This window comes from Salmonella sp. SAL4457, assembly GCF_046548235.1.
Lineage (GTDB): Bacteria > Pseudomonadota > Gammaproteobacteria > Enterobacterales > Enterobacteriaceae > Salmonella > Salmonella enterica.
On record NZ_JBGDZO010000008.1, the window covers coordinates 34,391 to 60,815 of the forward strand.

Annotated in this window: 24 protein-coding genes; 19 read left to right on the plus strand and 5 right to left on the minus strand. The window is 53.0% G+C overall.

Translation table 11 applies throughout. The annotated features are described in order from the left end of the window. Positions 1-30 precede the first annotated feature (30 nt). From ACLJNW_RS20290 to mscS, 3 genes are all read left to right on the plus strand, one after another. Positions 31-1,155, plus strand: a complete 1,125-nt coding sequence (locus tag ACLJNW_RS20290; RefSeq protein ID WP_001134808.1) for a hypothetical protein — start codon at positions 31-33, stop codon at positions 1,153-1,155. Positions 1,156-1,389: 234 nt separating this feature from the next. Continuing rightward, positions 1,390-2,388, plus strand: coding sequence for a hypothetical protein (locus tag ACLJNW_RS20295; protein WP_023204373.1), 999 nt, complete (start codon positions 1,390-1,392; stop codon positions 2,386-2,388). A gap of 2 nt (positions 2,389-2,390) precedes the next feature. Continuing rightward, on the plus strand, positions 2,391-3,248 hold the full coding sequence (gene mscS / locus ACLJNW_RS20300) for a small-conductance mechanosensitive channel MscS (RefSeq protein WP_023204372.1): 858 nt from the start codon (positions 2,391-2,393) through the stop codon (positions 3,246-3,248). Between the two features lie 115 nt (positions 3,249-3,363). Here mscS and metL read toward each other — a convergent pair whose 3' ends face one another. Both metL and metB read right to left on the minus strand, forming a co-directional pair. Continuing rightward, on the minus strand, positions 3,364-5,796 hold the full coding sequence (gene metL / locus ACLJNW_RS20305; RefSeq protein WP_000110811.1) for a bifunctional aspartate kinase/homoserine dehydrogenase II: 2,433 nt from the start codon (positions 5,794-5,796) through the stop codon (positions 3,364-3,366). 2 nt (positions 5,797-5,798) lie between these two features. Further along, complete coding sequence (metB, locus tag ACLJNW_RS20310) at positions 5,799-6,959, minus strand: cystathionine gamma-synthase (protein WP_000197216.1); 1,161 nt, start codon at positions 6,957-6,959, stop codon at positions 5,799-5,801. 264 nt (positions 6,960-7,223) lie between these two features. On the opposite strand from metB, the gene metJ reads away from it, so the two are divergent. The 3 genes from metJ (at position 7,224) to ACLJNW_RS20325 (ending at position 10,651) form a co-directional block, all read left to right on the plus strand. Beyond that, positions 7,224-7,541, plus strand: coding sequence for a met regulon transcriptional regulator MetJ (gene metJ / locus ACLJNW_RS20315; RefSeq protein ID WP_000852811.1), 318 nt, complete (start codon positions 7,224-7,226; stop codon positions 7,539-7,541). A gap of 456 nt (positions 7,542-7,997) precedes the next feature. After that, complete coding sequence (locus tag ACLJNW_RS20320; RefSeq protein WP_000899639.1) at positions 7,998-9,788, plus strand: aryl-sulfate sulfotransferase; 1,791 nt, start codon at positions 7,998-8,000, stop codon at positions 9,786-9,788. 200 nt (positions 9,789-9,988) lie between these two features. Continuing rightward, complete coding sequence (locus ACLJNW_RS20325; RefSeq protein WP_000792801.1) at positions 9,989-10,651, plus strand: TIGR02117 family protein; 663 nt, start codon at positions 9,989-9,991, stop codon at positions 10,649-10,651. 45 nt (positions 10,652-10,696) lie between these two features. On the opposite strand, the gene rpmE is transcribed toward ACLJNW_RS20325, so the two are convergent. Continuing rightward, on the minus strand, positions 10,697-10,909 hold the full coding sequence (gene rpmE, locus ACLJNW_RS20330) for a 50S ribosomal protein L31 (protein ID WP_000715284.1): 213 nt from the start codon (positions 10,907-10,909) through the stop codon (positions 10,697-10,699). Positions 10,910-11,112: 203 nt separating this feature from the next. Between rpmE and priA the strand changes: the two genes are divergently transcribed. The 7 genes from priA to rraA all read left to right on the plus strand — a co-directional run bounded on the left by priA (position 11,113) and on the right by rraA (position 19,111). Continuing rightward, positions 11,113-13,311, plus strand: a complete 2,199-nt coding sequence (gene priA, locus ACLJNW_RS20335; protein ID WP_023204371.1) for a primosomal protein N' — start codon at positions 11,113-11,115, stop codon at positions 13,309-13,311. 154 nt (positions 13,312-13,465) lie between these two features. Continuing rightward, positions 13,466-14,491 carry a DNA-binding transcriptional regulator CytR gene (gene cytR / locus ACLJNW_RS20340; protein ID WP_000841337.1) on the plus strand — a complete coding sequence of 342 codons (1,026 nt, stop codon included), beginning with the start codon at positions 13,466-13,468 and terminating at the stop codon, positions 14,489-14,491. Between the two features lie 93 nt (positions 14,492-14,584). Further along, positions 14,585-15,574, plus strand: a complete 990-nt coding sequence (gene ftsN / locus ACLJNW_RS20345; RefSeq protein WP_000068801.1) for a cell division protein FtsN — start codon at positions 14,585-14,587, stop codon at positions 15,572-15,574. A 91-nt stretch (positions 15,575-15,665) separates the two neighbouring features. After that, a complete protein-coding gene (gene hslV, locus ACLJNW_RS20350) occupies positions 15,666-16,196 on the plus strand; it encodes an ATP-dependent protease subunit HslV (protein WP_000208240.1) in 531 nt (176 codons plus the stop codon). Between the two features lie 9 nt (positions 16,197-16,205). After that, a complete protein-coding gene (gene hslU, locus ACLJNW_RS20355) occupies positions 16,206-17,537 on the plus strand; it encodes an HslU--HslV peptidase ATPase subunit (RefSeq protein WP_001293360.1) in 1,332 nt (443 codons plus the stop codon). Between the two features lie 66 nt (positions 17,538-17,603). Then, positions 17,604-18,533, plus strand: a complete 930-nt coding sequence (gene menA / locus ACLJNW_RS20360; protein ID WP_000139639.1) for a 1,4-dihydroxy-2-naphthoate polyprenyltransferase — start codon at positions 17,604-17,606, stop codon at positions 18,531-18,533. A 92-nt stretch (positions 18,534-18,625) separates the two neighbouring features. After that, entirely contained in the window at positions 18,626-19,111 is a 486-nt protein-coding gene (rraA, locus tag ACLJNW_RS20365) for a ribonuclease E activity regulator RraA (protein ID WP_000872918.1), read from the plus strand. Between the two features lie 221 nt (positions 19,112-19,332). Here rraA and zapB read toward each other — a convergent pair whose 3' ends face one another. Next, the gene (zapB, locus tag ACLJNW_RS20370; protein WP_000051370.1) at positions 19,333-19,572 is read right to left on the minus strand and encodes a septal ring assembly protein ZapB; all 240 of its coding nucleotides are present in this window, start codon (positions 19,570-19,572) and stop codon (positions 19,333-19,335) included. Between the two features lie 398 nt (positions 19,573-19,970). On the opposite strand from zapB, the gene ACLJNW_RS20375 reads away from it, so the two are divergent. The 4 genes from ACLJNW_RS20375 to fpr all read left to right on the plus strand — a co-directional run bounded on the left by ACLJNW_RS20375 (position 19,971) and on the right by fpr (position 24,310). Next, positions 19,971-20,816, plus strand: coding sequence for an MIP/aquaporin family protein (locus ACLJNW_RS20375; RefSeq protein ID WP_000084285.1), 846 nt, complete (start codon positions 19,971-19,973; stop codon positions 20,814-20,816). A 20-nt stretch (positions 20,817-20,836) separates the two neighbouring features. Continuing rightward, positions 20,837-22,345: a glycerol kinase GlpK gene (glpK, locus tag ACLJNW_RS20380; RefSeq protein WP_023204370.1), complete on the plus strand. Its 1,509-nt coding sequence runs from the start codon at positions 20,837-20,839 to the stop codon at positions 22,343-22,345. A gap of 111 nt (positions 22,346-22,456) precedes the next feature. Further along, a complete protein-coding gene (glpX, locus tag ACLJNW_RS20385) occupies positions 22,457-23,467 on the plus strand; it encodes a class II fructose-bisphosphatase (protein WP_001250624.1) in 1,011 nt (336 codons plus the stop codon). Positions 23,468-23,563: 96 nt separating this feature from the next. Next, complete coding sequence (gene fpr / locus ACLJNW_RS20390) at positions 23,564-24,310, plus strand: ferredoxin--NADP(+) reductase (protein ID WP_000796303.1); 747 nt, start codon at positions 23,564-23,566, stop codon at positions 24,308-24,310. 105 nt (positions 24,311-24,415) lie between these two features. On the opposite strand, the gene ACLJNW_RS20395 is transcribed toward fpr, so the two are convergent. Beyond that, positions 24,416-24,844 carry a DUF805 domain-containing protein gene (locus ACLJNW_RS20395; protein ID WP_000155237.1) on the minus strand — a complete coding sequence of 143 codons (429 nt, stop codon included), beginning with the start codon at positions 24,842-24,844 and terminating at the stop codon, positions 24,416-24,418. A 100-nt stretch (positions 24,845-24,944) separates the two neighbouring features. Here ACLJNW_RS20395 and ACLJNW_RS20400 point away from each other — a divergent pair, with 100 nt between their 5' ends. Together ACLJNW_RS20400 and tpiA are read left to right on the plus strand one after the other, a co-directional pair. Then, the gene (locus ACLJNW_RS20400) at positions 24,945-25,541 is read left to right on the plus strand and encodes a YiiQ family protein (protein ID WP_000802241.1); all 597 of its coding nucleotides are present in this window, start codon (positions 24,945-24,947) and stop codon (positions 25,539-25,541) included. Between the two features lie 112 nt (positions 25,542-25,653). Then, positions 25,654-26,421: a triose-phosphate isomerase gene (gene tpiA / locus ACLJNW_RS20405; protein ID WP_001216335.1), complete on the plus strand. Its 768-nt coding sequence runs from the start codon at positions 25,654-25,656 to the stop codon at positions 26,419-26,421. Positions 26,422-26,425 lie beyond the last annotated feature (4 nt).

The window sequence follows — 26,425 nt, forward strand, 5'->3', positions numbered from 1 at the left end:
AACGACCTGCCAAAATCGTTGGTAAAATGTATGCCGCCTCTGTTCACCATTAATGCCTGCAAAAGCGCTGGTTGTCGCAATCTTGGACTGCCTGACTCGCCGGATTATGTGTGGCCAGACTATCGCCTGGGTTATCCGGCATTGCATTGTCGAGCCTGCGGCAGTTATCCGCCGCTCTTCAACGAGGGGGAATTTCGCCGCTGGGCGTCTGCTTATATCGCGCAATATGCCAAAGAGCATGGTCACTTTTGCCCCGACTGCTATCAAAAAACATGGATTCGTTATGGACGTAATCCCGGCGGAACGCAGCGACTTCAGTGCCAGTACTGTAAGAAAGTCTGGACGCCAAAACAGCACGCGCTGAATGTCGCCGAAACGCCGGAACAGATTTGCAGTATTCCGCTGCTCGTACCGTTTCAGGGAGCGAATGCCTTCCAGCAATTGTACTTTTTATTCAGTTTTGATGCTGTTCGCGGCAATATTCTTCACCTTTCCAGCAATTTCACGTTACTGTCTGCCGGAAAAAGTTTGCATTACCACTGGAAAGGAATTGCGCCGCCCGAGGGCGAGAAGGGCGATATTATTCACCGTATCGCCATTAAAGAACGGCAATTTTTACAGCGCAGTCAGTTCGATGAGATTCAGTATGGCCCGGCGGCGCTTAAACGTAACGCGCAAGGAACAATACTTCGCCCGGTCATTACGGCGCATGGTCATTTTCGGGTGCTGAAAAACCGCTTTCCTGATGTCGCGACACACATCATTGCCCATGAGTGTTTTTTGCGCGGCGCGGTCATTACGGCATGGGCGGAGCGGTTTCGCCAGCGTCTCTCCTCGCTGTGGTTCGTTGAGGAAGAGATAAACGATGACGATTGCCGCGCAGAGTGGCAACTGTTAGGCAAAACATGGCAGGGATGGTGGCAAAATCAGTGGCAACTCTGGGGGCAAGGTCACAACCGCAAAATGGTCTGTTCGTTAACCGGTTCCCACTTAGAACAAGGTGTCGCCGTTAATCTGGCGGCCAGTCGCCGCTTTGTTACCTGGCTATGGCAACAACCTGAATTCCAGCAAAGCGCCCACTATTCCGCCAAACGCGTCACGCAAATTCTGTATTTGCTGACGGAAAAATATAACTCACAATGGAATCACATTTAACCCAATGATGTAATGCCACGCATAAAAAATCACAGATTATCATTCAGAAGGCGCTATAGATTTAATCACCTCACATCCTGCTTTTACACGCTGAAAAAGAATAGAACTATTTGATAAAATGGCCCTTCGTTTTAAGTTAAGATCGGCTATAAACGTTATTCACATAATCAATATTTATTATCAATTTAAATAGTTCTATACATTCTTATTTTCTATGGAAAACAAGGGATAAATATGGAAATTACTTTACCGTCAATGTCAGATAAAAAATGGACCTGCGCCGATCTCCTGAGTAGCTATCGATTCTGGGGGATCACTTTTTTCTTTTTGGTGCTCTCTTTTATCGGTTCGCTGGGATCGTCGTATGGTGTTTATTTTTGGAGTAAATCTCTGTCTATTCCAGCCGATCGTATTGGCGCCATTCTCGTTGGCGGCCAACTGGGATACCTCCTGGGTATGGTTGCCAGCTGGTTTGTCTGCCGTATAAAAAATTGTTACCCCTTCTACTTTGTTGCGCTCCTGTTAATCATTGGCGTGGTCTGTTCCTTCTGCATAAATGGCCCGTCTGGCGTAGTCAGGCTTATCATAGCGCAGTTTTTAATTAATCTGGGTGTGGGGATCATAACACTGTTAGTCCCCATGCTGCTTTTCAGCGCTATCGGCAGTGCTCAGACATTTGTTATTTTATTTAGCCTCTGCTTACTGTTCAAATTTATCATCGCTGGCTATCTGTCTATATTTATATACTCAATTCCTTATATAGGAATAATCGTAATTACTTTAGCGGTTATCGCGCTTTTGCTACTATTACCGCTCAAAAAAGAACTTTTCTATATTGCACCGCCCAAAAGGTTCTCATCAACCCAGCGACCTGAGTGCGCAGAACCCGTTGTCGTCGCATTATTGGCCTTTTTCATTCCATTTTATATTATTTATTGGTTCTTCAGAATTCACCGGGAAATGCAATTTGTGGCGCCTTCGCCCCGACTCATGACCGCATGTGGCGCGGGATGGCTGTCAGCCATTATGCCGTTTGGCACAGCCATATTGTGTCTGACGCTTAGCGACGAAATCCGCGATCTGCTGGCGAATAAAAACGAAGATGGCGGAATACGAACCGGCTGGACACTATTCTGGGCGTTACTGCTACCACCCGTCGGCGCGGCGATTATCCAGGCAAAAATGAACCGTTTTATTACCGCTAATACCGCGGATACTGCTGACAGAGGATAAACATGGAAGGTTTTGAGTTATTTCCAAAAATTAAAGGCGCGATCAAATGGATGGCCGAGCACAGTGACTCGGTAATTCATTTTGGCTGGAATGTTGTTGCCGCCATTATTCTACTTTTCATCGGTAAGTTAATAGCTCGCTTACTATCGAGGGGGCTGGAAAAATTACTTCTCAGGCGGGAAGTGGATGCCACTATTGTCCACTTTTTCTCCGCGCTGGTTCGCTACATCACGATAGCTTTCACGGCAGTAGCCGCTCTTGGCCGTGTCGGTATAGAAACCTCCTCAATTATTGCCGTTATCGGCGCGGCGGGTTTAGCCATTGGTCTGGCGCTGCAAGGGTCACTTTCCAACTTTGCCGCAGGCGTACTGCTTGTCTCCCTGCGTCCTTTCCGCGCCGGGGAAATTGTGCAAATTGGCCTGGTTATCGGCACAGTAGAAAAGGTCCATATTTTCTCCACCACTCTGCTCACTGCGGATAGCAAAGAAGTTGTCATCCCGAATGGTAAAATTATTGCTGATAATATTATCAACTATTCACGACACCCCTATCGACGTATTGATCTGATTATTGGCGTGGATTACCAAAGCCGTATTGCTGACGTAAAAAGCGTGATACATCGTATTATTGAGCAAGATCATCGCATTGATAAAACCCGCGATATTACGGTCCGCCTGGGCGAACTTGCGCCCTCTAGCCTGAATTTCTATGTTCGCGTATGGGTGCCCAACACTCAGTACTGGAGTACTTACTACGATCTTCTGGAAAATATCAAGGAAGCAATGGATGAAAACGGCATCAATATTCCTTACCCCCGGATGGATGTCCGGGTTGAGAATGTAAAAAGCATCACGCCATAATGTTTCGTCAGCAATCGGATGGCGCTTCGTATATCAGTATCTACAGAATGACTGCATAACGTATTGATGAGGGAGCGAAGCGCAACCCGGCGCTTCGCTCACGAACTTGCCTTTATTACAGCAACTGCGCCAGGCGGTTGATATCCGACTGAATCGCCCCGGCGGTCACATCGCGACCCGCGCCCGGCCCACGGATCACCAGCGGGTTATCGCGATACCAGCGGCTTTCAATAGCAAAGACATTATCGCACGGCAGCAGCGCCGCCAGCGGATGTTCCGGACGCACCGCTTCAACGCCGACGCGCGCTTTGCCATTGGCGTCGAAACGCGCCACGTAACGCAACACCAGCCCCAGTTCGCGGGCTGCCTCCAGACGCTGCACCATCTGTTCATTCAGCGCGTCGCCGTTTTCGAAAAAGTGATCGATAGACCCTTCTTCACAATGCGCCGGCACCAACGATTCTACACGCACCTGATCCGGCTCGATGTCGTATCCCGCCTCGCGCGCCAGAATCACCAGCTTACGCATGACATCTTTTCCGGAAAGATCGACGCGCGGATCGGGTTCGGTCAGCCCCTGCTGCCAGGCCTGATCCACCAGATCGGTAAACGGCACCGTACCGTCAAATTGCAGGAACAGCCAGGATAGCGTCCCGGAGAAGATCCCGCTGATCGAGAGAATCGTATCGCCGCTGTCAATCAGATCCCGCACCGTGTGGTTGATCGGCAACCCCGCGCCCACGGTGGCGTTATACAGCCAGTAACGCCCGGTTTTTTCAAACGCGTCATGAATCTGGCGATACTTATCGCTGGCGCTTGCGCCCGCCAGTTTATTGGCGCTAATCACATGAAAACCGTGGCTGGCGAAATCAAGATACTGATCGGCCAGTTGCTCGCTTGCTGTCACATCCAGCACCACTAAATCATCATACGGATGCGCACGCATCCACAGGAATAGCGACTCTTCGTCCTGCTCAACGGCTTCATCATCAAAGAATGCCAGCGCGCGGCTGGCATCCAGCCCTTCATAATTCAGCAGGCTACGGCGGCTATCCACCACGCCCGCCAGCACAAATTCAAAGCCAGTACGCGCGGAAAGCGTGCTTTGTTCACGGGCAAACAGTTCCAGCCAACGGGAGCCGATGTTCCCCTTACCGAACAGCATCAGGCCAATGCGTTTTTCGGCGCGGAAAACCGACTGATGCAGCCCCTGAATCAGGCTCTCAGTTGGGCCGGTACGCAGCACCGCCACCAGACTGATGCCCTCCTCCGACTGCCAGGTAAATTCCACTGGCTGACCTTTAAGCTGCTGCCAGAAGCGATGGCAGTGTAGCGGATTGCGAGTAACGCCCGCACCGACCATCGCCACCAGCGCCAGCCCCTGCCGCAGGCGCAATTCGCCCGGCAGCCCGACATCGTCGAGGAGTTTCAGTACGCTATCCGCTACCTCGGCGGTATAGCAGAACTGCAATAGCTGGCGATCGCGATGCACGCCCACCGCCAGCGGACGCGCCTGCGCCCGTTTTAAAATTTGGTCGAGCTCTTTGTGCGCAAGCCTGAAATCCTGGCTGGCTGGCACCTGAAACTCAATCAGACAGATATCGTCGTGACTGGTCACGATACGCGCGCCCGTCCCGGAAGCCAGCACCCGTTCAATTCGGGTTGACCCTTGATCCGGCGTGTAGCTACAGCGCAACTGCAAATCGATATCGCTGCCGGACACTGGCTGTAGCGTACGGGCGTGCAGAACAGGCGCCGCCAGACGCGCCAGCTCGCTGGCTTCGTCCAGACGCAGCAACGGCAGCAGGCAGGCATCTTTCACTTTGCGCGGGTCGGCACTATAAACGCCCGCGACATCGCTCCAGATGGTCACGCGGGAAACGCCCGCCAGCGCGCCGATTTGCGTGGCGGAATAGTCGGAACCGTTCCGGCCTAACAGGACTGTTTCGCCGTCATGATTGCGGCTGATAAAGCCGGTCACGACCAGACGTTTGCCCGGATGCTGCGCCAGTAGCTGCTGCAATAAAGGATAAGATAGCCCTTCATCAACCTGCGGCTGTGCGGCGCGTTCGGCGCGTAAAAATGCGCGCGCGTCCAGCCAGGCGGCATCCAGCCCCTGCTGATTCAGGACGGCGGACATCAATCTCGCCGACCAAATTTCGCCGTGTCCGACGATCTCAGCATAGACGGCATCCGTTACGCCGCCGTCGAGCAAGGCGGCAAGACGTTCCAGATCGCTAATAAAAGCGCTGGTTAAATCATCTGCCGCGTCGGCGGGAAGCAGCCCGCTAATCAGATCGCACTGGTAGCGGCGTAACGTCTGTAATACCTGATGCGCAGAAAGGCGATCGGTCTGGCTTAACTTGAGCCAGCTAATCAACTGGTTGGTGGTACTGCCTGCGGCGGACACTACCATCATATCGTCAGGCTGCGAATACTCCGCCATAATGCCTGCGACACGCAGGTAACACTTCACATCCGCCAGACTACTGCCGCCAAATTTATGCAGTTGACGACCTTTCGCCCCTGCCTGCGCAATCACACTCATGTTTACCCCTTGTTTGCAGCCCGGAAGCCATTTTCCAGGTCGGCAATTAAATCTTCGCCATCTTCAATACCGGTGGAGATACGCAGTAGCGTTTCGGAGATCCCGGCGGCGGCACGCGCCTGCGGCGACATACCGGCATGCGTCATGGTGGCGGCGTGAGAGATCAAACTTTCCACTCCCCCTAAAGATTCCGCCAGCGTAAACAGCGACAGCCCGCCCAGAAAACGACGCAGCGTCTCCTCATCCCCATCCAGTTCAAAACTCAACATTGCGCCAAAGCCTTTTTGCTGGCGCGCGGCAATTTCATGCCCCTGATTTTCCGGCAGCGACGGGTGATACAGTTTTTTCACCAACGGCTGGGTTTGCAGATATTTCACAATCGCCTGCGCGTTGCGCTGCGCCAGCTCCATACGCGGCACCAGAGTTCGCAAACCGCGCAGCAGCAGATAGCTATCAAACGCCCCGCCGGTCACGCCAATATTATTCGCCCACCACGCCAGTTCAGTGACCACTTCCGGATCTTTCGCAATCACCACGCCGGCCACGACATCCGAATGACCGTTGAGATATTTCGTGCATGAATGCAACACCAGATCGGCACCCAACGCCAACGGATTTTGCAGCGCCGGGCTTAAAAACGTGTTATCAACGACGCTCACTGCGCCCGCCTCGCGCGCCAGCCGACAGATTTTCGCAATATCCACCACGCGTAACAATGGATTACTTGGACTTTCTACCAGTACCAGCTTCGGTTTTTCTTCCAGCGCCGCCTGTAAGGCGCGTTCATCGCCCTGATCGACAAACCGCACACGATAACAGCCGCGTGTCGCCAGACTGTCAAACAGACGATAACTGCCGCCATAGCAATCATGCGGCGCGACCAGCAGATCGCCCGGCTTGAGGAAAACGGTGGTGACCAGATGAATCGCCGACATGCCGGTATTCGTCAATACCGCGCCCGCGCCGCCTTCCAGTTCCGCTAATGCGCGCTGAACAACATCACGCGTGGGATTACCGCGGCGGGAATAATCATGCGCGCGCGGCTCATTGAAACCGGTAAAGTTATAAGTACTGGAGAGATGGATTGGCGGCACAACGCAGCCGTATTGTTCGTCATCGTTTAATCCGCTACGCACTGCGATAGTGGCCTGTTTACGCGTCATATGAAGATATTCCTGGCTGAGTCGGTGAAAGTCAGGCCACAGATTAACCACTACCACAACAGACGTCAATACATCTGGACATCTAAACTTCTTTGCGTATAGATTGAGCAAACCGCAAATAGCCGTTAAAATTATATGCATTAGCGCACATCTGCGACCGCTAACTTCGTGTCAGGGCCGCGCCACTACGGTAAACTACGCGCGATTATGGTCCGGGCTCAGGTTCAGACCTCAATATTAATGACGAAGAGGATTAAGTATCTCATGGCTGAATGGAGCGGCGAATATATCAGCCCATACGCTGAGCACGGTAAGAAGAGTGAGCAAGTCAAAAAAATTACGGTTTCCATTCCTCTGAAGGTGTTAAAAATCCTCACCGATGAACGTACGCGTCGTCAGGTGAACAACCTGCGCCACGCCACCAACAGCGAGCTGTTGTGTGAAGCATTTCTGCACGCCTTTACCGGGCAACCCTTGCCGGATGATGCCGATCTGCGAAAAGAGCGCAGCGATGAAATCCCGGAAGCGGCAAAAGAGATCATGCGTGAGATGGGGATTGACCCGGAAACGTGGGAATACTGATAGCAAAGCATGCGGTCAGAACGCCTCTGGCCGCGCTTTTTTAACGATTCCCCCTGTACGCGGCTATCTCCGACATTGTTCTAAATGTTCATCTTCCCCAATAGCCCTCGGTGGATAAATTTGTCAGACATGATAAGTTTCTCTTCGTTATTTTCCTGAAAAAAATTCCCGACATGCCATAACCGATATAATTTTATTATATTTAAACTTCCAATATTTATTTAATGTTTCACGTAGCAAAGCGTACATTAATAATAATACATCGCCATATATTTACTGAACAAATAGTATAACGATGAGTATTGTTAAAAAGACCATGGACACCTCATATTTGTGACCAACATCATTATTCCCCTCCGCGGATTGTTTTACTTTTTTAAATGTTTTTTCATCTCCGATAAATAAGAAGGTTAATATACATTCATTTTATCGATAATATCGAATGGGGAAATAAATATGTTATTTACAAGGAAAGTCTTACCTGTATTATGCTGCCTATGTTTGAGCGGCAGCGTTTTGGCCTCAGGCGTTTTAGACCCAAACAGGCCAATGGTCGCATCAGCAGATGTCATTCCAGTACATGAGGGGCCATTAGGTATGGTCGATGTCGCTCCCTACGGCGGCGTTTTCCCATTAACAGCAATCATTAATAAAGCCAATCATAATGTACAGGACGTGAAGGTTACTGTTTTAGGGAAAGGGGAAAAAGGTATCCCGATCAGTTATGATGTCGGCCCGCAGGCTATAAATACCCATGACGGCATACCTGTATTTGGCTTGTATCCAGATTATGTCAATAAGGTTAAAGTTGACTGGACTGAAGAAGGTAAAAAACAAACTTATACGTGGTCCATTTACGCCGCACCGGTATCATTACCCTCTACTACCGGGCAAACTGCCGTTCTTCCTACGGTAGAACCGGTTAAAGTCGATAGCTCGCTTAAAAATCGCTTATATCTTTTTAACCATATAACGGGGATGCCAAGAGCCGGCCACATTATGCATGTCGCAGGCGGCGCGGCGAACTGGGATTATACCGGTATCAACTGGATTAGCGATACGAATGGCGATGTTCGCGGCTATATGAATATTGATAAATTCCGTAACCAGGATGATATAACGCGCTTTGGTTCCATGATGAGCTTCCATCAGGTTAACGATGGCAATCTTATTTTTGGCCAGGGTCAACGTTACTTTAAATATGATTTCTTAGGCCGCGTTATTTCCGATAAACGACTGCCAAAAGGATTTATTGATTTTTCGCACGCCATTACCGAAACGCCGAAAGGCACCTACCTGCTGCGTGTCGCAAAAGAAAATTATCCATTAAATGGTAAATACACCATCAATACGGTGCGTGATCATATTCTTGAAGTTGACCAGAACGGCGATACCGTCGATTACTGGGATCTGCCAAAAATCCTCGACCCCTATCGTGACGACGTTATTCTGGCGATGGATCAGGGAGCGGTATGTTTGAGCGTCGATGCCGAACATTCCGGTCAGGTCATGACCAAAGAGCAGCTTGCAAAACAACCCTTCGGCGATATCGCGGGCTCCGGCCCGGGCCGCAACTGGGCGCATGTTAACTCCGTCAGCTACGATCCTCGCGACGACAGCATTATCATTAGCTCGCGCCACCAGTCTGCCATCATCAAAATTGGTCGCGATAAAAAAGTGAAATGGATACTTTCCGATCCATCCGGCTGGAAAGGCGAACTGGCGAAAAAAGTGCTGAAACCCGTAGACAGCAACGGTAAACCGCTAACCTGCGAAGCTCACCACTGCGACGGTGGATTTGACTGGACATGGACACAACATACCGGTTGGTTAGTGCCATCCAAAAGCACCGGAGGTAAAACCGTCGTGACCGCCTTTGATAACGGCGATGCGCGCGGCATGGAACAACCGGCCATGCCGTCAATGAAATATTCCCGCGGCGTGGAATATCAGATTGACGAAAAAAATATGACGGTTTCCCAAATGTGGGAATATGGTAAAGAGCGCGGTTTTGACTGGTACAGCGCCATTACTTCCGTCACGGAATATCGCCCGGAAACCAAAACGATGTTCATGTACTCGGCCACAGCGGGAATGAGCGGTACAAAACCGATCGTTTCCGTTCTGGATGAAGTCAAAGACGGTACTCAGGATGTGATGCTGGAGCTAAAAGTACACAGTAACCGTGCCGGTATGCTGGGTTATCGGGCGCTGATTATCGATCCAGAGCAGATGTTTAAAAAATAAAGCGAGATAGTAAAAGTAAAACAGGCGGAAGCTAACTTCCGCCTGAATGGTTAAAACGTATTGTAGTTATGACATTCGCCTTATTGCCCTCGAAGAGGAATGCAAAAATATCAATGAATTACCAATCCGGCACCGACCCGATAAGCGCAGCGTCATTAGACAAACGCCACAACATACCGCGCCTTTGCTGGTGATATGTCATGAAAAATCTCTTTATCGCCTGGTTAAGTTTATTGCTATATGGCTGCACAACCTTTCCACAAGCCGTAAAACCTACGACAGGCGGACAGCCCTACCCGACGGAAATCTATATCGTCAGTCATGGCTGGCACACGGGAATTATTGCGCCGGCCCATGATGTTAATACCGTTCTGCCACAGCTTAAAAAACGGTTCGCTCAGGAGGCGCAGTGGTATGAAATCGGCTGGGGCGATAAGGGCTTTTATCAGTCACAAGAAATAACCACCGCGCTTACGCTCCAGGCCATGTTCTGGTCATCCGGCGCGGTTATGCACATCGTCGCCTTTTCCGGTAAACCAGAACGCTATTTCGCCGGTAGCGAGATAAAATCACTGCTCCTGCACACAAACCAGCGTAACAGTCTGATGCGTTATCTGGGCCGCAGCTTTGCGCGTGACGCAGAGGGTAATCTGATTCCGTTAAAACAAGGAATTTACGGCGATAGCCAGTTTTACGCCGCGAATGGCCGCTACGGCATACTCAATACCTGCAATAAATGGACAGCGAAGGGGCTGGAAAGCGCGGGACTGACTATAAATCCTTCGTTAAAACTCACGGCAGGAAGCGTAATGAAAGCGATTACGGATCACAGAATGTGTCTGAACAAATACTGTTATCCCTAGAAAACAAAAAAAGCGCCCTGCGGCGCTTTTTTTTCTGGCGGTAACTTATTTGCTGCCAGGGATGCTGAAGCGCTTGTTGAAGCGCTCAACACGACCACCGGTATCAACAACACGCTGCTTACCAGTGAAGAACGGGTGGCATTTGCCGCACACGTCCAGGTTCAGGTCGTGACCCACGGTAGAGTGGGTTTTGATAACATTACCGCAAGAACAGGTTGCAGTAATTTCTACGTAATTCGGGTGAATACCTTTTTTCATGGGGAACCTCAGTGTAAGGCCGCGTCGCTCTTCCAGCCCTAACGCCAGACACCACGCGAAGTTAATAGTAAAGGGTTTGATGCTCACAACACGCACCAAAGGCGGCGAATCATACAGAATTTGACCACCGTATGCAAACTGATCCGCGCTCCCTTATCGTAATGTGTATACTACCCGACGAAATTTCAAGTCAGGAAGATGCTATGTCCGTCGCGCACGTTGCCTTGCCCGTTCCGCTTCCCCGAACCTTTGATTACCTGCTGCCGGAAGGCGGGGTCGCCAAAGCCGGGTGCCGCGTGCGCGTGCCATTCGGCAAGCAGCAAGAGCGCGTGGGCATTGTCGTCTCGGTTAGCGACCACAGCGAATTGCCGCTCGATGAATTAAAATCGGTCATTGAAATCCTGGATAACGAGCCAATCTTTTCTCCCTCCATCTGGCGCTTACTCCTCTGGGCGGCGGATTACTACCACCATCCCCTCGGCGACGTTCTGTTTCACGCTCTGCCGGTTTTATTGCGTCAGGGAAAACCAGCCAGCAACGCGCCCCTATGGTATTGGTTCGCCACCGAAGAGGGGCAAGCCGTCGATATCAACAGCCTGAAACGCTCCGCCAAACAACAACAGGCGCTGGCGGCGCTACGGCAAGGAAAGATCTGGCGCTATCAGGTAGCCGAGCTTGATTTTACTGACGCCACGCTGCAAACGCTGCGGCGTAAGGGACTTTGTGAGCTTGCCAGTGAAACGCCCGCGTTTACCGACTGGCGGGAGCGTTATGCCGTCGCAGGAGAGCGCCTGCGGCTGAATACCGAACAGGCGACAGCAGTCGGCGCGATTCACAGCGCGTCGGACGGTTTCTCCGCCTGGTTGCTGGCAGGCGTAACCGGTTCCGGCAAGACCGAAGTGTATCTGAGCGTGCTGGAAAACGTCCTCGCCCAGGGCAAACAGGCGCTGGTGATGGTGCCGGAAATCGGCCTGACGCCGCAAACGATCGCCCGTTTTCGCGAACGTTTTAACGCGCCGGTGGAAGTGCTGCATTCCGGGCTAAACGACAGCGAGCGTCTTTCGGCATGGCTGAAAGCGAAAAACGGCGAAGCGGCGATTGTCATCGGCACGCGCTCCTCGCTGTTTACGCCGTTTAAAAATCTTGGCGTGATTGTCATCGACGAAGAGCACGACAGCTCTTATAAACAGCAGGAAGGGTGGCGCTACCATGCCCGCGATTTGGCAGTGTATCGCGCCCATAGCGAGCAGATCCCGATTATTCTCGGCTCCGCCACCCCAGCCCTGGAAACGCTATGCAACGTGCGGCAGAAAAAATACCGGATGCTGCGTCTGACGCGGCGCGCAGGCAACGCCCGCCCAGCTCTGCAGCATGTGCTGGATTTAAAAGGCCAGCGTCTTCAGGCGGGACTGGCGCCCGCCCTTATCGCCCGTATGCGCCAACATCTCCAGGCCGACAATCAGGTAATTTTATTTCTTAACCGCCGGGGATTCGCGCCCGCGCTGCTTTGCCACGACTGCGGCTGGATTGCGGAGTGCCCGCGTTGCGATCACTACTACACGCTGCACCAGGCGCAGCATCATTTACGCTGTCATCACTGCGACAGCCAGCGTCCGGTACCGCGTCAGTGTCCCTCCTGCGGATCCACACATATGCTACCGGTTGGGTTAGGGACGGAACAGCTGGAGCAGGTGCTGGTTCCCTTCTTCCCCGGCGTGCCGATCTCACGAATCGACCGTGATACCACCAGTCGCAAAGGCGCGCTGGAGCAGCATTTAGCGGAGGTTAACCGCGGCGGAGCACGCATTCTGATAGGCACACAAATGCTGGCGAAAGGTCATCACTTCCCGGACGTCACTCTGGTGGCGTTGCTGGACGTCGATGGCGCGCTTTTTTCCGCAGATTTTCGTTCGGCGGAACGCTTCGCCCAGCTCTACACTCAGGTTTCCGGCCGCGCCGGGCGCGCGGGCAAACAGGGCGAAGTGGTGCTCCAAACGCACCATCCTGAGCATCCCCTGCTGCAAACGTTACTGTATAAAGGCTATGATGCGTTTGCGGAACAGGCGCTGGCGGAACGGCAAACGCTCCAGCTTCCGCCGTGGACCAGCCACGTCATTATTCGCGCAGAGGATCACAACAATCAGCAGGCGCCCGTCTTTCTCCAGCAGTTGCGTAATCTGATTCAGGCCAGCCCGCTATCAGACGATAAGCTGTGGATCTTAGGTCCGGTTCCGGCCCTCGCGCCAAAACGCGGCGGCCGCTATCGCTGGCAAATTTTACTTCAGCATCCTTCACGGATTCGCCTGCAACACATCATCAGCGGCACGCTGGCGTTGATCAATACGCTCCCGGAAGCGCGGAAAGTTAAATGGGTTCTGGACGTCGATCCGATTGAAGGATAGTCCTCACGATGCGAGGCGGATCGTAAAATTAAAGATCCATCACACTTTTTATGAAAATTCTGTAACCGCTTCCACGCACTATCTGATAAAAATGTTTTCGATGAGTGTTACCAGGGATAGATCTGCGCCAGCAGTTCCCAGGCGAGGAGAAAGAGTGAAATCGAACAAGCAGGTTACTGCCGCTACGATGAAGGATGTTGCGTTGAAGGCGAAAGTCTCTACGGCAACCGTATCCCGCGCGTTAATGAACCCCGATAAAGTCTCCCAGTCGACCCGTAGCCGGGTTGAACAGGCCGCGCTTGAAGTGGGTTATTTCCCGCAGTCGATGGGGCGAAATGTAAAACGCAATGAATCCCGTACGATTTTGGTGATTGTCCCGGATATTTGCGATCCCTTCTTCAGTGAAATTATCCGCGGTATCGAAGTGACCGCGGCAGAACAGGGGTATCTGGTGCTGATTGGCGATTGCGCCCATCAAAACCAGAAAGAAAAAACCTTTCTTAATCTCATCATCACCAAACAGATCGACGGCATGGTACTTCTCAGTTCCCGACTGCCCTTTGACGCCAGCGTTGAGGAGCAGCGCAATTTGCCTCCGATGGTGATGTCGAATGAGTTTGCGCCTGAGCTTGAACTGCCGACGGTACATATTGATAACCTGACCGCCGCGTTCAACGCCATGAATTACCTGTTGGATTTGGGCCACAAGCGGATTGGTTGTATTGCGGGGCCGGAAGATATGCCGCTCTGTCACTATCGCTTACAAGGTTACGTACAGGCATTAAGACGCAGTGGCATTGTGGTCGATCCGCATTACATCGCCCGTGGCGACTTTACCTTTGAAGCCGGGGCAAACGCATTAAAGCAGTTGCTTGAGCAACCGTTGCCGCCTACCGCCGTCTTTTGTCATAGCGACGTAATGGCGCTGGGCGCCCTCTCCTGGGCCAAGCGCCAGGGTCTGAAAGTACCTGACGATCTGTCGATTATCGGCTTTGACAATATCGCGCTGGCCGAGTTTTGCGACCCTCCGTTAACAACCGTGGCACAGCCGCGTTTTGACATTGGTCGCGAGGCGATGCTGCTGTTGCTCGATCAGATGCAGGGGCAAAATGTGAGCAGCGGCTCGCGTTTAATGGATTGCGAGCTGATTATTCGCGGTTCTACACGCGCTTTACCCTAAAGTAAATAGCTTTAAGACTCACCTGTCTGGTCAAAGGCCCGCCGCTTCAGTAACATGACGGGCTGACGAACGAATAAATACAGCGAAACGATAGTGGCACAACGAGATTATGTACGTCGCGGCCAACCGGCTCCTTCGCGGCGCAAAAAGAGCACCTCACGGAACTCACGGAAGAAGCAAAGCAACATGCCTGCCGTCTCGCCGGCAATGGTCGCGATTGCGGCAGCCGTCCTTGTGACCTTTATCGGCGGTCTGTACTTCATTACTCACCATAAGAAAGAAGAGTCCGAAACGCTACAAAACCAGAAAGTCACCGGCAATGGGCTTCCGCCAAAACCGGAAGAGCGCTGGCGTTACATCAAAGAGCTGGAAAGTCGCCAGCCGGGCGTGCGTACGCCAACGGAACCGTCCGCCGGCGGCGAAGTCATGAACCCGAATCAGCTCACCAGCGAGCAGCGTCAACTCCTGGAACAGATGCAGGCGGATATGCGTCAGCAGCCGACGCAACTTAACGAAGTGCCGTGGAACGAGCAGACGCCAGAACAACGCCAGCAAACGCTACAGCGCCAGCGTCAGGCGCAGCAGCAGCAGCAGCAGCAGCAGCAGTGGACTCAAACGCAGCCTGTTCAGCAACCACGCACGCAGCCGCGGGTAAACGAACAGCCGCAAACGCGCACGGTACAATCCGCCCCAGCGCAACCTGCGCGCCAAAGTCAGCCGCCGAAGCAGACGGCCTCGCAGCAACCTTATCAGGATTTGCTGCAAACGCCGGCGCATACCAGCGCGGCAGCGCCGAAAGCCGCGCCAATTACGCGCGCGCCTGAAGCGCCGAAGGCGACAGCAGAGAAAAAAGATGAACGTCGCTGGATGGTGCAATGCGGTTCATTCAAAGGCGCCGAGCAGGCAGAAAGCGTCCGCGCTCAGCTGGCGTTTGAAGGCTTTGACTCCAAAATTACCACCAATAACGGCTGGAATCGCGTGGTTATCGGGCCGGTTAAGGGTAAAGAAAATGCCGACAGCACCATTAACCGTCTGAAGATGGCGGGCCATACAAACTGCATTCGACTCGCCACCGGGGGTTGAAACCCTCAAAATCTCCCCCATCTATACTTGCATTATGCCCCGTACGCCGTACGGGGCCGCAATTCAGCATTAGTAACCAAGGGGTCTGCTCGTGACAACAATAGTAAGCGTACGCCGTAACGGCCACGTGGTAATCGCCGGTGATGGTCAGGCCACACTGGGTAACACAGTAATGAAAGGCAACGTGAAGAAAGTCCGCCGCCTCTACAACGACAAGGTCATTGCGGGCTTTGCGGGCGGTACTGCTGATGCATTCACGCTGTTCGAGCTGTTTGAACGTAAACTGGAAATGCATCAGGGGCACCTGGTCAAAGCCGCCGTTGAACTGGCGAAAGACTGGCGTACCGACCGTATGCTACGCAAACTGGAAGCGTTGCTGGCCGTCGCGGATGAAACCGCCTCGCTCATCATCACGGGTAACGGCGATGTCGTGCAACCTGAAAACGATTTAATTGCTATCGGCTCCGGCGGTCCTTATGCCCAGGCTGCCGCTCGCGCTCTGTTGGAAAATACCGAGCTCGGCGCGCGCGAAATTGCTGAAAAGGCGTTGGATATTGCAGGCGATATCTGCATTTACACCAACCATTTCCACACCATTGAAGAATTGACCGCCAAAGCGTAAGGACCTCTCATGTCTGAAATGACCCCACGCGAAATTGTCAGCGAACTGAACAAACACATTATCGGCCAGGATAACGCAAAGCGTTCCGTGGCGATTGCATTGCGTAACCGCTGGCGTCGTATGCAGCTTGATGAAGAGCTGCGCCACGAAGTAACGCCGAAAAATATTCTGATGATTGGCCCGACCGGCGTCGGTAAAACCGAAATCGCCCGTCGTCTGGCAAAACTCGCCAACGCGCCGTTCATTAAAGTCGAAGCCACCAAATTCACCGAAGTGGGCTATGTCGGGAAAGAAGTGGACTCTATCATCCGCGATCTGACCGATGCCGCGGTGAAAATGGTTCGCGTACAGGCTATCGAGAAAAACCGCTATCGTGCGGAAGAGTTGGCGGAAGAGCGTATTCTCGACGTACTGATCCCACCCGCAAAAAATAACTGGGGCCAGGCCGAACAGCAGCAGGAGCCTTCTGCCGCCCGTCAAACGTTCCGCAAAAAACTGCGCGAAGGCCAGCTCGACGATAAAGAGATCGAGATTAACCTCGCCGCCGCGCCGATGGGCGTAGAGATTATGGCGCCTCCGGGCATGGAAGAGATGACCAGCCAGTTGCAGTCTATGTTCCAGAACCTGGGCGGTCAGAAACAGAAACCGCGTAAGCTGAAAATTAAAGACGCGATGAAACTGTTGGTTGAAGAAGAAGCGGCTAAGCTGGTCAACCCGGAAGAGCTGAAACAGGACGCTATCGACGCGGTTGAACAGCACGGCATCGTGTTTATCGATGAAATTGACAAAATTTGTAAGCGTGGCGAAACCTCCGGCCCGGATGTTTCACGCGAAGGCGTACAGCGCGACTTACTGCCGCTGGTAGAAGGCTGCACGGTTTCGACCAAACACGGGATGGTCAAAACGGATCATATTCTGTTTATCGCCTCTGGCGCGTTCCAGGTGGCGAAGCCGTCTGATCTGATCCCGGAACTGCAGGGCCGCCTGCCGATTCGCGTTGAGCTTCAGGCGCTGACCACCAGCGATTTCGAACGCATTTTGACCGAGCCAAACGCGTCCGTCACCGTGCAGTATAAAGCGCTGATGGCAACTGAAGGCGTCAATATCGAGTTCACCGATTCCGGTATTAAACGTATTGCCGAAGCCGCCTGGCAGGTTAACGAAACCACCGAAAACATCGGCGCGCGCCGTCTGCATACCGTACTGGAGCGTCTGATGGAAGAGATTTCCTATAACGCCAGCGATCTGCACGGCCAAAACATCACAATTGATGCGGAATATGTGAGCAAACATCTGGATGCGCTGGTCGCAGATGAAGATCTAAGCCGTTTTATCTTATAATCGCGTCCAATGCATTTTCATCACTGTTGATGGGGCTGAAAAGCCCCATTTTTATTGGCGCTAAATATGACTGAACAACAACAAATTAGCCGCACCCAGGCCTGGCTGGAAAGCTTACGACCCAAAACCTTACCCCTCGCCTTCGCGGCGATTATCGTCGGTACGGCCCTGGCATGGTGGCAAGGCTATTTCGATCCTCTGGTCGCACTGCTGGCCCTTATCACCGCCGGGCTGTTGCAAATTTTATCCAACCTCGCCAACGATTATGGCGACGCTGTCAAAGGCAGCGATAAACCGGATCGCATCGGGCCGCTGCGGGGGATGCAAAAAGGCGTCATCACCCGACAGGAGATGAAGCGGGCGTTAATCATTACCGTCGTGCTGATCTGTATCTCCGGACTGGCGCTGGTGGCGGTCGCGTGCCATACGTTAACCGATTTTGTCGGCTTCCTGATTTTGGGCGGGCTGTCGATTATCGCCGCCATCACCTACACCGTGGGTAATCGGCCCTACGGCTATATCGGGCTGGGTGATATCTCTGTCCTGGTATTCTTTGGCTGGCTAAGTGTCATGGGGAGCTGGTATCTCCAGGCGCATACGCTGATTCCGGCGCTGATTCTCCCGGCCACCGCCTGCGGTTTACTGGCGACGGCGGTGCTGAATATTAATAACCTGCGCGATATTAATAGCGACAGAGAAAACGGCAAAAACACCCTTGTAGTACGACTGGGCGATGTCAACGCGCGTCGTTATCACGCCTGCCTGTTGCTAGGCGCGCTGCTCTGTCTGGCGCTGTTTAATCTGCTCTCGCTACACAGTCCGTGGGGATGGTTGTTTATTCTGGCCGCGCCCTTGCTCATTAAACAAGCGCGCTACGTAATGCGCGAAAGGGAGCCTGCGGCAATGCGCCCGATGCTTGAACGTACCGTTAAAGGCGCGTTGTTAACCAACCTGTTATTTGTGATTGGGATACTCTTAAGTCAGTGGGCCGTTTAACTGACAAATATCAATTAACAATTGATGATTTTGCCAACAGTATACTTAGCGCGATATACTAAAAATTCTCGCAGCAACTGAACGTTAAGCCTATGAAATACGATACTTCCGAGCTTTGTGACATCTATCAGGAAGATGTCAACGTCGTGGAACCGCTGTTCTCTAATTTTGGAGGGCGGTCGTCGTTTGGCGGACAAATCATCACGGTAAAATGTTTCGAGGACAACGGGTTGCTGTACGATCTGCTCGAACAAAATGGCCGTGGTCGGGTTCTGCTGGTCGATGGCGGCGGTTCTGTCCGTCGTGCATTAGTCGATGCGGAGCTGGCGCGTCTGGCCACGCAAAATGAATGGGAAGGGCTGGTTATCTATGGCGCGGTGCGTCAGGTGGACGATCTGGAAGAGCTGGATATCGGCATTCAGGCGATCGCCGCCATTCCGGTTGGCGCCGCAGGTGAAGGCATTGGGGAAAGCGATGTGCGCGTCAATTTCGGCGGCGTGACGTTCTTCTCCGGCGATCATCTCTATGCCGACAACACCGGGATTATCCTTTCCGAAGACCCTCTTGATATCGAGTGATCAAAAAAGGCGCCGTAAGGCGCCTTTTTTATGCGTTGTCGCTGATTGCCGGATGGCAGCTTACGCCTTATCCGGCCCACCGGTGTCCGCATTCTAAATCCTCTATAGATTTCGCGTCAGGGCAAGGCGGCAAGTAAGTGAATCCCCAGGAGCATAGGCCACTATGTGACTGGGGTGAACGCACGCAGCCAACGCAGCCATAACGTGAAATATGACGAGGATTAGACTTCTTCCATACGACCAAGCAGCGCCTGCAAACGTTCCTGCCAGCCGCTCTGCTGTTCCTTCAGAGAATTATTTTCACGCTCGAGTTCTTCACGCTGATGCTGTGCAGACTGCACTTCCTGCGTCAGGCTGTTGTTTTTTTCTTTCAGCTCTTCAATTTCCATCTGTAACAGGGTGATGGTGTCAATCGCCTGCTGTACTTTTGCTTCCAGTTTCTCAAACACTTCTAAAGACATGATCTTACCTCTCCTGAATTGCAAGGCGACGCTTCACGTAAACGCGCACAATATATAGTGTCGATTGTATGAAGCCCCGCTCTCGCTGTCCAGCGACATACCGCGTAGATCGCGGTTTGCAGCAATTTTCATCCATCTCCTGGTAACATTCATTCAATAACTTAAAAGTGTTAACATATTGGTTAATGAAATGATTCAATTCACTCTCTTCTGCTGTCTCAAAATGCGCTTCATGGCGCGATAACGCTCATTTTATTGACGCAGTACACACATTTTGATTTCGATATTTCTCGTTTTTGCTCGTTAACGATAAATTAACAGTGTGCCTACAGGGCATCGTGGATGTCCATGACCTCCTCGCATACCAATAATCATTACATACTCTTCAGGATCCGATTATGAGTCAAACATCAACCTTAAAAGGCCAGTGCATTGCTGAATTCCTCGGTACCGGGTTGTTGATTTTTTTCGGTGTGGGTTGTGTCGCTGCGCTTAAAGTTGCCGGAGCTACTTTTGGACAGTGGGAAATCAGCGTCATCTGGGGTCTGGGGGTAGCGATGGCTATCTACCTGACGGCAGGTGTTTCTGGCGCACACCTGAACCCGGCAGTGACCATCGCACTCTGGCTATTTGCCTGTTTCGACAAACGTAAAGTTGTTCCTTTTATTATTTCTCAAGTTGCCGGCGCCTTTTGCGCAGCGGCGTTAGTTTACGGGCTTTATTACAATCTTTTTGTGGACTTCGAACAAACCCACCATATCGTCCGTGGCAGCGTTGAAAGTCTCGATCTCGCAGGCATTTTCTCAACTTACCCGAATCCTCATATCAATTTTGTGCAGGCCTTCGCGGTTGAAATGGTGATTACCGCTATTCTGATGGGGCTGATTCTGGCGCTGACCGACGACGGTAACGGCGTACCTCGCGGTCCGCTTGCGCCACTGCTCATTGGTTTACTGATCGCCGTTATCGGTGCCTCTATGGGGCCGTTGACCGGGTTTGCGATGAATCCGGCGCGTGACTTTGGCCCCAAAATGTTCGCCGGGCTTGCCGGCTGGGGTGAAATTGCGTTTACCGGCGGTAGAGACATTCCTTACTTCCTGGTGCCGCTGTTTGGCCCCATCGTCGGCGCCATTCTGGGCGCGTTTGCTTATCGCAAATTTATTGGCCGTCATTTGCCGTGCGATACCTGCGTCGTGGAAGAGAAGGACTCCACCGCGACCACACAACAAAATGCTTCGCTGTAATCTGATTACGGGACAAAATTATGACTGAAAAAAAATATATCGTTGCGCTCGACCAGGGTACCACCAGCTCCCGCGCGGTCGTTATGGATCATGACGCGAATATCGTCAGCGTATCACAGCGTGAATTTGAGCAAATTTATCCTAAGCCAGGCTGGGTAGAACACGACCCGATGGAAATTTGGGCGTCCCAAAGCTCAACGCTGGTAGAAGTGCTGGCTAAGGCCGATATCAGTTCCGATCAGATTGCCACTATCGGTATCACCAACCAACGTGAAACCGTGATCGTCTGGGAACGTGAAACCGGCAAACCGATATACAACGCTATTGTCTGGCAGTGCCGTCGTACCGCCGATATTTGCGAACAGCTTAAACGCGACGGCCTGGAAGATTACATCCGCGACAATACTGGTCTGGTCGTCGACCCGTACTTCTCTGGCACTAAAGTGAAATGGATCCTTGACCATGTGGAAGGTTCGCGCGAACGCGCGAAGCGTGGCGAGCTGCTGTTCGGTACGGTGGATACTTGGCTTATCTGGAAGATGACGCAGGGCCGCGTCCACGTTACGGATTACACCAACGCCTCACGAACCATGCTGTTCAACATCCATGATTTGGACTGGGACGATAAGATGCTGGACGTGCTGGATATCCCACGCGCGATGCTGCCCCAGGTACGTAAGTCCTCCGAAGTCTACGGCCAGACCAATATTGGCGGTAAAGGCGGTACACGTATTCCTATCGCCGGGATTGCCGGGGATCAGCAGGCCGCGTTATTCGGCCAACTGTGCGTAAAGGAAGGAATGGCAAAGAATACCTACGGCACCGGCTGCTTTATGCTGATGAACACCGGCGAGAAAGCGGTAAAATCGGAAAACGGCCTGCTGACCACCATCGCCTGCGGCCCAAGCGGCGAAGTCAACTATGCGCTGGAAGGCGCGGTGTTTATGGCGGGAGCGTCCATTCAATGGCTGCGTGATGAAATGAAGCTCATCAGCGACGCGTTCGACTCCGAATATTTCGCCACGAAAGTGAAAGATACCAACGGTGTCTACGTGGTTCCGGCCTTCACCGGTCTGGGCGCGCCGTACTGGGACCCGTATGCCCGCGGCGCCATTTTTGGCCTGACTCGCGGCGTGAACTCTAATCACATTATCCGCGCGACGCTCGAATCCATCGCTTACCAGACCCGCGACGTACTGGAAGCGATGCAGGCCGACTCCGGCATCCGCCTGCACGCTCTGCGTGTGGACGGCGGCGCAGTGGCCAACAACTTCCTGATGCAGTTCCAGTCAGATATTCTCGGCACGCGGGTGGAACGCCCGGAAGTGCGCGAAGTGACCGCGCTGGGCGCCGCCTATCTGGCTGGTCTGGCCGTCGGTTACTGGCAGAACCTGGACGAGCTGCAGGAAAAAGCCGTCATCGAGCGAGAATTCCGCCCCGGCATTGAAACCACCGAGCGTAACTACCGTTATAGCGGCTGGAAGAAAGCGGTTAAACGCGCAATGGCGTGGGAAGAACACGACAAGTAAGGTCGCCATCCGGCAAAATCTTTGTGCGGGGGCAACTCCGCACACACATCAATTATTCCCTCCTTCCCCTGTGCTACACTGCGCGCCACTCCTTTTTGCTACGAGTTTGTTATGAGACGAGAACTTGCCATCGAATTTTCCCGTGTGACCGAAGCGGCGGCGCTGGCTGGCTACAAATGGCTGGGACGCGGCGATAAAAATACCGCGGACGGCGCGGCGGTCAACGCCATGCGTATCATGCTCAACCAGGTCAACATTGACGGCACCATCGTGATTGGCGAAGGCGAAATCGACGAGGCCCCGATGCTCTATATCGGCGAGAAAGTCGGTACCGGCCACGGCGATGCGGTAGATATCGCCGTCGATCCGATTGAGGGCACGCGCATGACGGCGATGGGTCAGGCGAACGCGCTGGCGGTGCTGGCGGTCGGCGATAAAGGCTGTTTCCTGAATGCGCCCGATATGTATATGGAAAAACTGATTGTCGGTCCGGGCGCCAAAGGGGCAATTGATCTCAATCTGCCGCTGGCGGATAACCTGCGCAACATCGCGGATGCGCTGGGTAAACCGCTTGGCGATCTGACCGTGACCATTCTGGCAAAACCGCGTCATGACGAGGTCATCGCAGAGATGGCCAAACTGGGCGTACGCGTGTTTGCCATTCCTGACGGCGACGTCGCGGCCTCAATTCTGACCTGTATGCCGGATAGCGAAGTCGACGTGCTGTACGGGATTGGCGGCGCGCCAGAAGGCGTGGTATCCGCAGCGGTGATCCGCGCGCTGGACGGCGATATGCAGGGACGTCTGCTGGCGCGCCATGACGTGAAAGGCGACAGCGAAGAAAACCGCCGCATTGGCGAACAGGAACTGGCGCGCTGCAAAGCAATGGGCATTGAAGCGGGCAAGGCGTTATGCCTGGGCGATATGGCGCGTAGCGATAACGTTATTTTCTCCGCGACCGGCATCACGAAAGGCGATCTGCTGGAAGGAATTAGCCGGAAAGGCCATATTGCCACGACGGAAACGCTGCTGATCCGCGGCAAATCACGCACCATCCGCCGCATTCAGTCTATCCACTATCTTGATCGTAAAGATCCGGATGTACAGGCGCATATCCTCTAGCGCATTTGTTAGTTAGAGCCTTCCAGCCTCGCGGGGCTGGAAATCTTTCTCCTGACGAACGAAGATAAGGTTAGCGATTCAGAACAGGAGAAAACCATGGCCGATTGGGTAACAGGTAAAGTCACTAAGGTGCAAAACTGGACTGACGCACTGTTCAGCCTGACCGTTCACGCCCCCATTAATCCTTTTACTGCAGGCCAATTTACCAAACTCGGACTGGAGATCGATGGCGAGCGCGTTCAGCGCGCGTATTCCTATGTCAATGCGCCTGACAATCCGAATTTAGAGTTTTATCTGGTGACGGTGCCGCAAGGAAAGCTCAGCCCGCGGCTGGCGGCGCTAAAACCTGGCGATGAGGTGCAAGTGGTCAGCGACGCGTCGGGTTTCTTTGTACTGGATGAAGTGCCTGACTGCGAGACGCTATGGATGCTGGCAACCGGAACCGCTATTGGCCCGTATTTGTCTATTCTGCAATATGGCCAGGATGTCGCGCGCTTTAAAAATCTGGTCTTGGTCCACGCCGCACGCTTCGCCGCCGATTTAAGCTATCTGCCGCTAATGCTGGAACTACAACAGCGTTATGAAGGCAAGCTGCGCATCCAAACGGTGGTCAGCCGGGAGAGCGTGCCAGGCTCGCTTACCGGGCGCGTGCCTGCGCTCATTGAAAACGGCGAGCTGGAAAAAGCCGTTGGATTGCCGATGGATAAAGAGACCAGCCACGTCATGCTGTGCGGGAACCCGCAGATGGTGCGCGATACGCAGCAACTGCTGAAAGAGACCCGACAGATGACTAAACATCTGCGCCGCCGACCGGGGCATATGACGGCTGAACATTACTGGTGATGTTTTACCGAATAGCGGCTGGGGCTTATCCGGCCTGCAAATCATCACCAATCTGTAGGCCCGGTAAGCGTCAGCGCCACCGGGCAAATTACGGTTTACCGCCCGTTACGGTTCTGCTTTAAACTTCACGTCCTGTGTCGCTTTCCCAAACTTATTTTCCCCCTGAACACCGACAAACGCGCCCAGATCGATAAGCATCATCACCAGGATCAGCGTCGGAATAAATCGCCCGACGACCCACTGCCACATCCCCGGCAGCATCACCCAGTTTCCGGCCAGCAGCATCCACGCCAGAATCATCAGCAACGCCCACGCGCCGGAGCGTCCCCGGTCATGCAGACGTTTGACCATGACGGCGGCGGTCGGCCACAGCAGGCACACCAGGCAAAATGCCGCCGTTTGGATATCAAGCAGATTTTTCCCCGCCAGCGAAAATAGCGCCAGCATCCCGGCAAACCAGAGGCCGATCCAAATCCAGAAATCACGGCGTCCGATACGCCCTTTAAATGAGAATAACCATTGCTGTATGGTCATGTAAGTTCCTTATATTTTGCCTTCCGCTACAGTTTACCCTTTTGACAAGCCCGACAGTTATCGTTTTAATCGTGAGCAGTCCTAACGAAAGGTAAGATTGATGAAGCCAGGATGTACTCTGTTTTTACTGTTGTTTTCTGCTCTCACCGCCAGCATAACGGCGCACGCGCAGCTCTCTTCATCGACCACGACAGCGCCCTATCTGCTGGCGGGCTCGCCAACCTTTGATCTTTCTATTAGCCAGTTTCGTGAGAACTTTAACCGCCAGAATCCCGATCTGCCGCTCAATGAATTTCGCGCCATTGAGAATAGCCGCGATAAGGCGAATCTGACCCGCGCCGCCAGTAAGATTAACGAAAATCTGTATGCCTCCACGGCGTTGGAGCGCGGTACGCTCAAAGTGAAAAGTATGCAGATTACCTGGCTGCCCATTCAGGGGCCGGAACAGAAAGCGGCGAAAGCGAAAGCGCTGGAATATATGGCCGCCATTATTCGTACTGTCGCCCCGTTGCTGACAAAAGAGCAAAGCCAGAAAAAACTGCAAAAGATGCTTATCGCCGGTAAAGGTAAACACTATTACGCCGAGACAGAAGGCGCGGTACGTTATGTTGTCGCAGATAACGGCGAAAAGGGGCTGACCTTCGCGGTTGAACCGATTAAGCTGGCGTTATCTGAAAATCTGGAAGGGGCGAATTGATGACAAAAAGCAAAGCCTTTCCGGGGATGAATCTCTATACTGTTTCACAGACCATGCTGCTCTGACGAGCGGCCATCTTCCTTAATTCGCTGACTAAGCGTGGAGAAATGAAATGCGACATCCTTTAGTGATGGGTAACTGGAAACTGAACGGCAGCCGCCACATGGTAAACGAACTGGTGGCTAACCTGCGTAAAGAACTGGCGGGCGTAGCAGGCTGCGACGTGGCAATCGCTCCGCCGGAAATGTATATCGATCTGGCGAAACGCGCTGCTGCCGGTAGCCACATTATGCTGGGCGCGCAGAACGTTGATCTGAACCTGTCTGGCGCATTCACCGGTGAAACAAGTGCTGAAATGCTGAAGGATATCGGCGCGCAGTACATTATTATCGGCCACTCCGAGCGTCGTACTTATCACAAAGAATCTGACGAGCTGATCGCCAAAAAATTCGCCGTACTGAAAGAACAAGGTCTGACGCCGGTACTGTGCATCGGTGAAACCGAAGCGGAAAACGAAGCGGGCAAAACAGAAGAAGTGTGCGCACGCCAGATCGACGCGGTACTGAAAACGCAGGGCGCGGCAGCCTTTGAAGGCGCGGTTATCGCTTACGAACCCGTATGGGCGATCGGTACCGGTAAATCTGCAACTCCTGCGCAGGCGCAGGCAGTGCACAAATTCATCCGTGACCACATTGCTAAAGCTGACGCGAAAATCGCTGAACAGGTCATTATCCAGTACGGCGGTTCTGTTAATGCCTCCAACGCAGCCGAACTGTTCGCGCAGCCGGACATCGACGGCGCGCTGGTAGGCGGCGCTTCTCTGAAAGCTGACGCCTTCGCCGTGATCGTGAAAGCAGCAGAAGCTGCTAAACAGGCTTAATTGC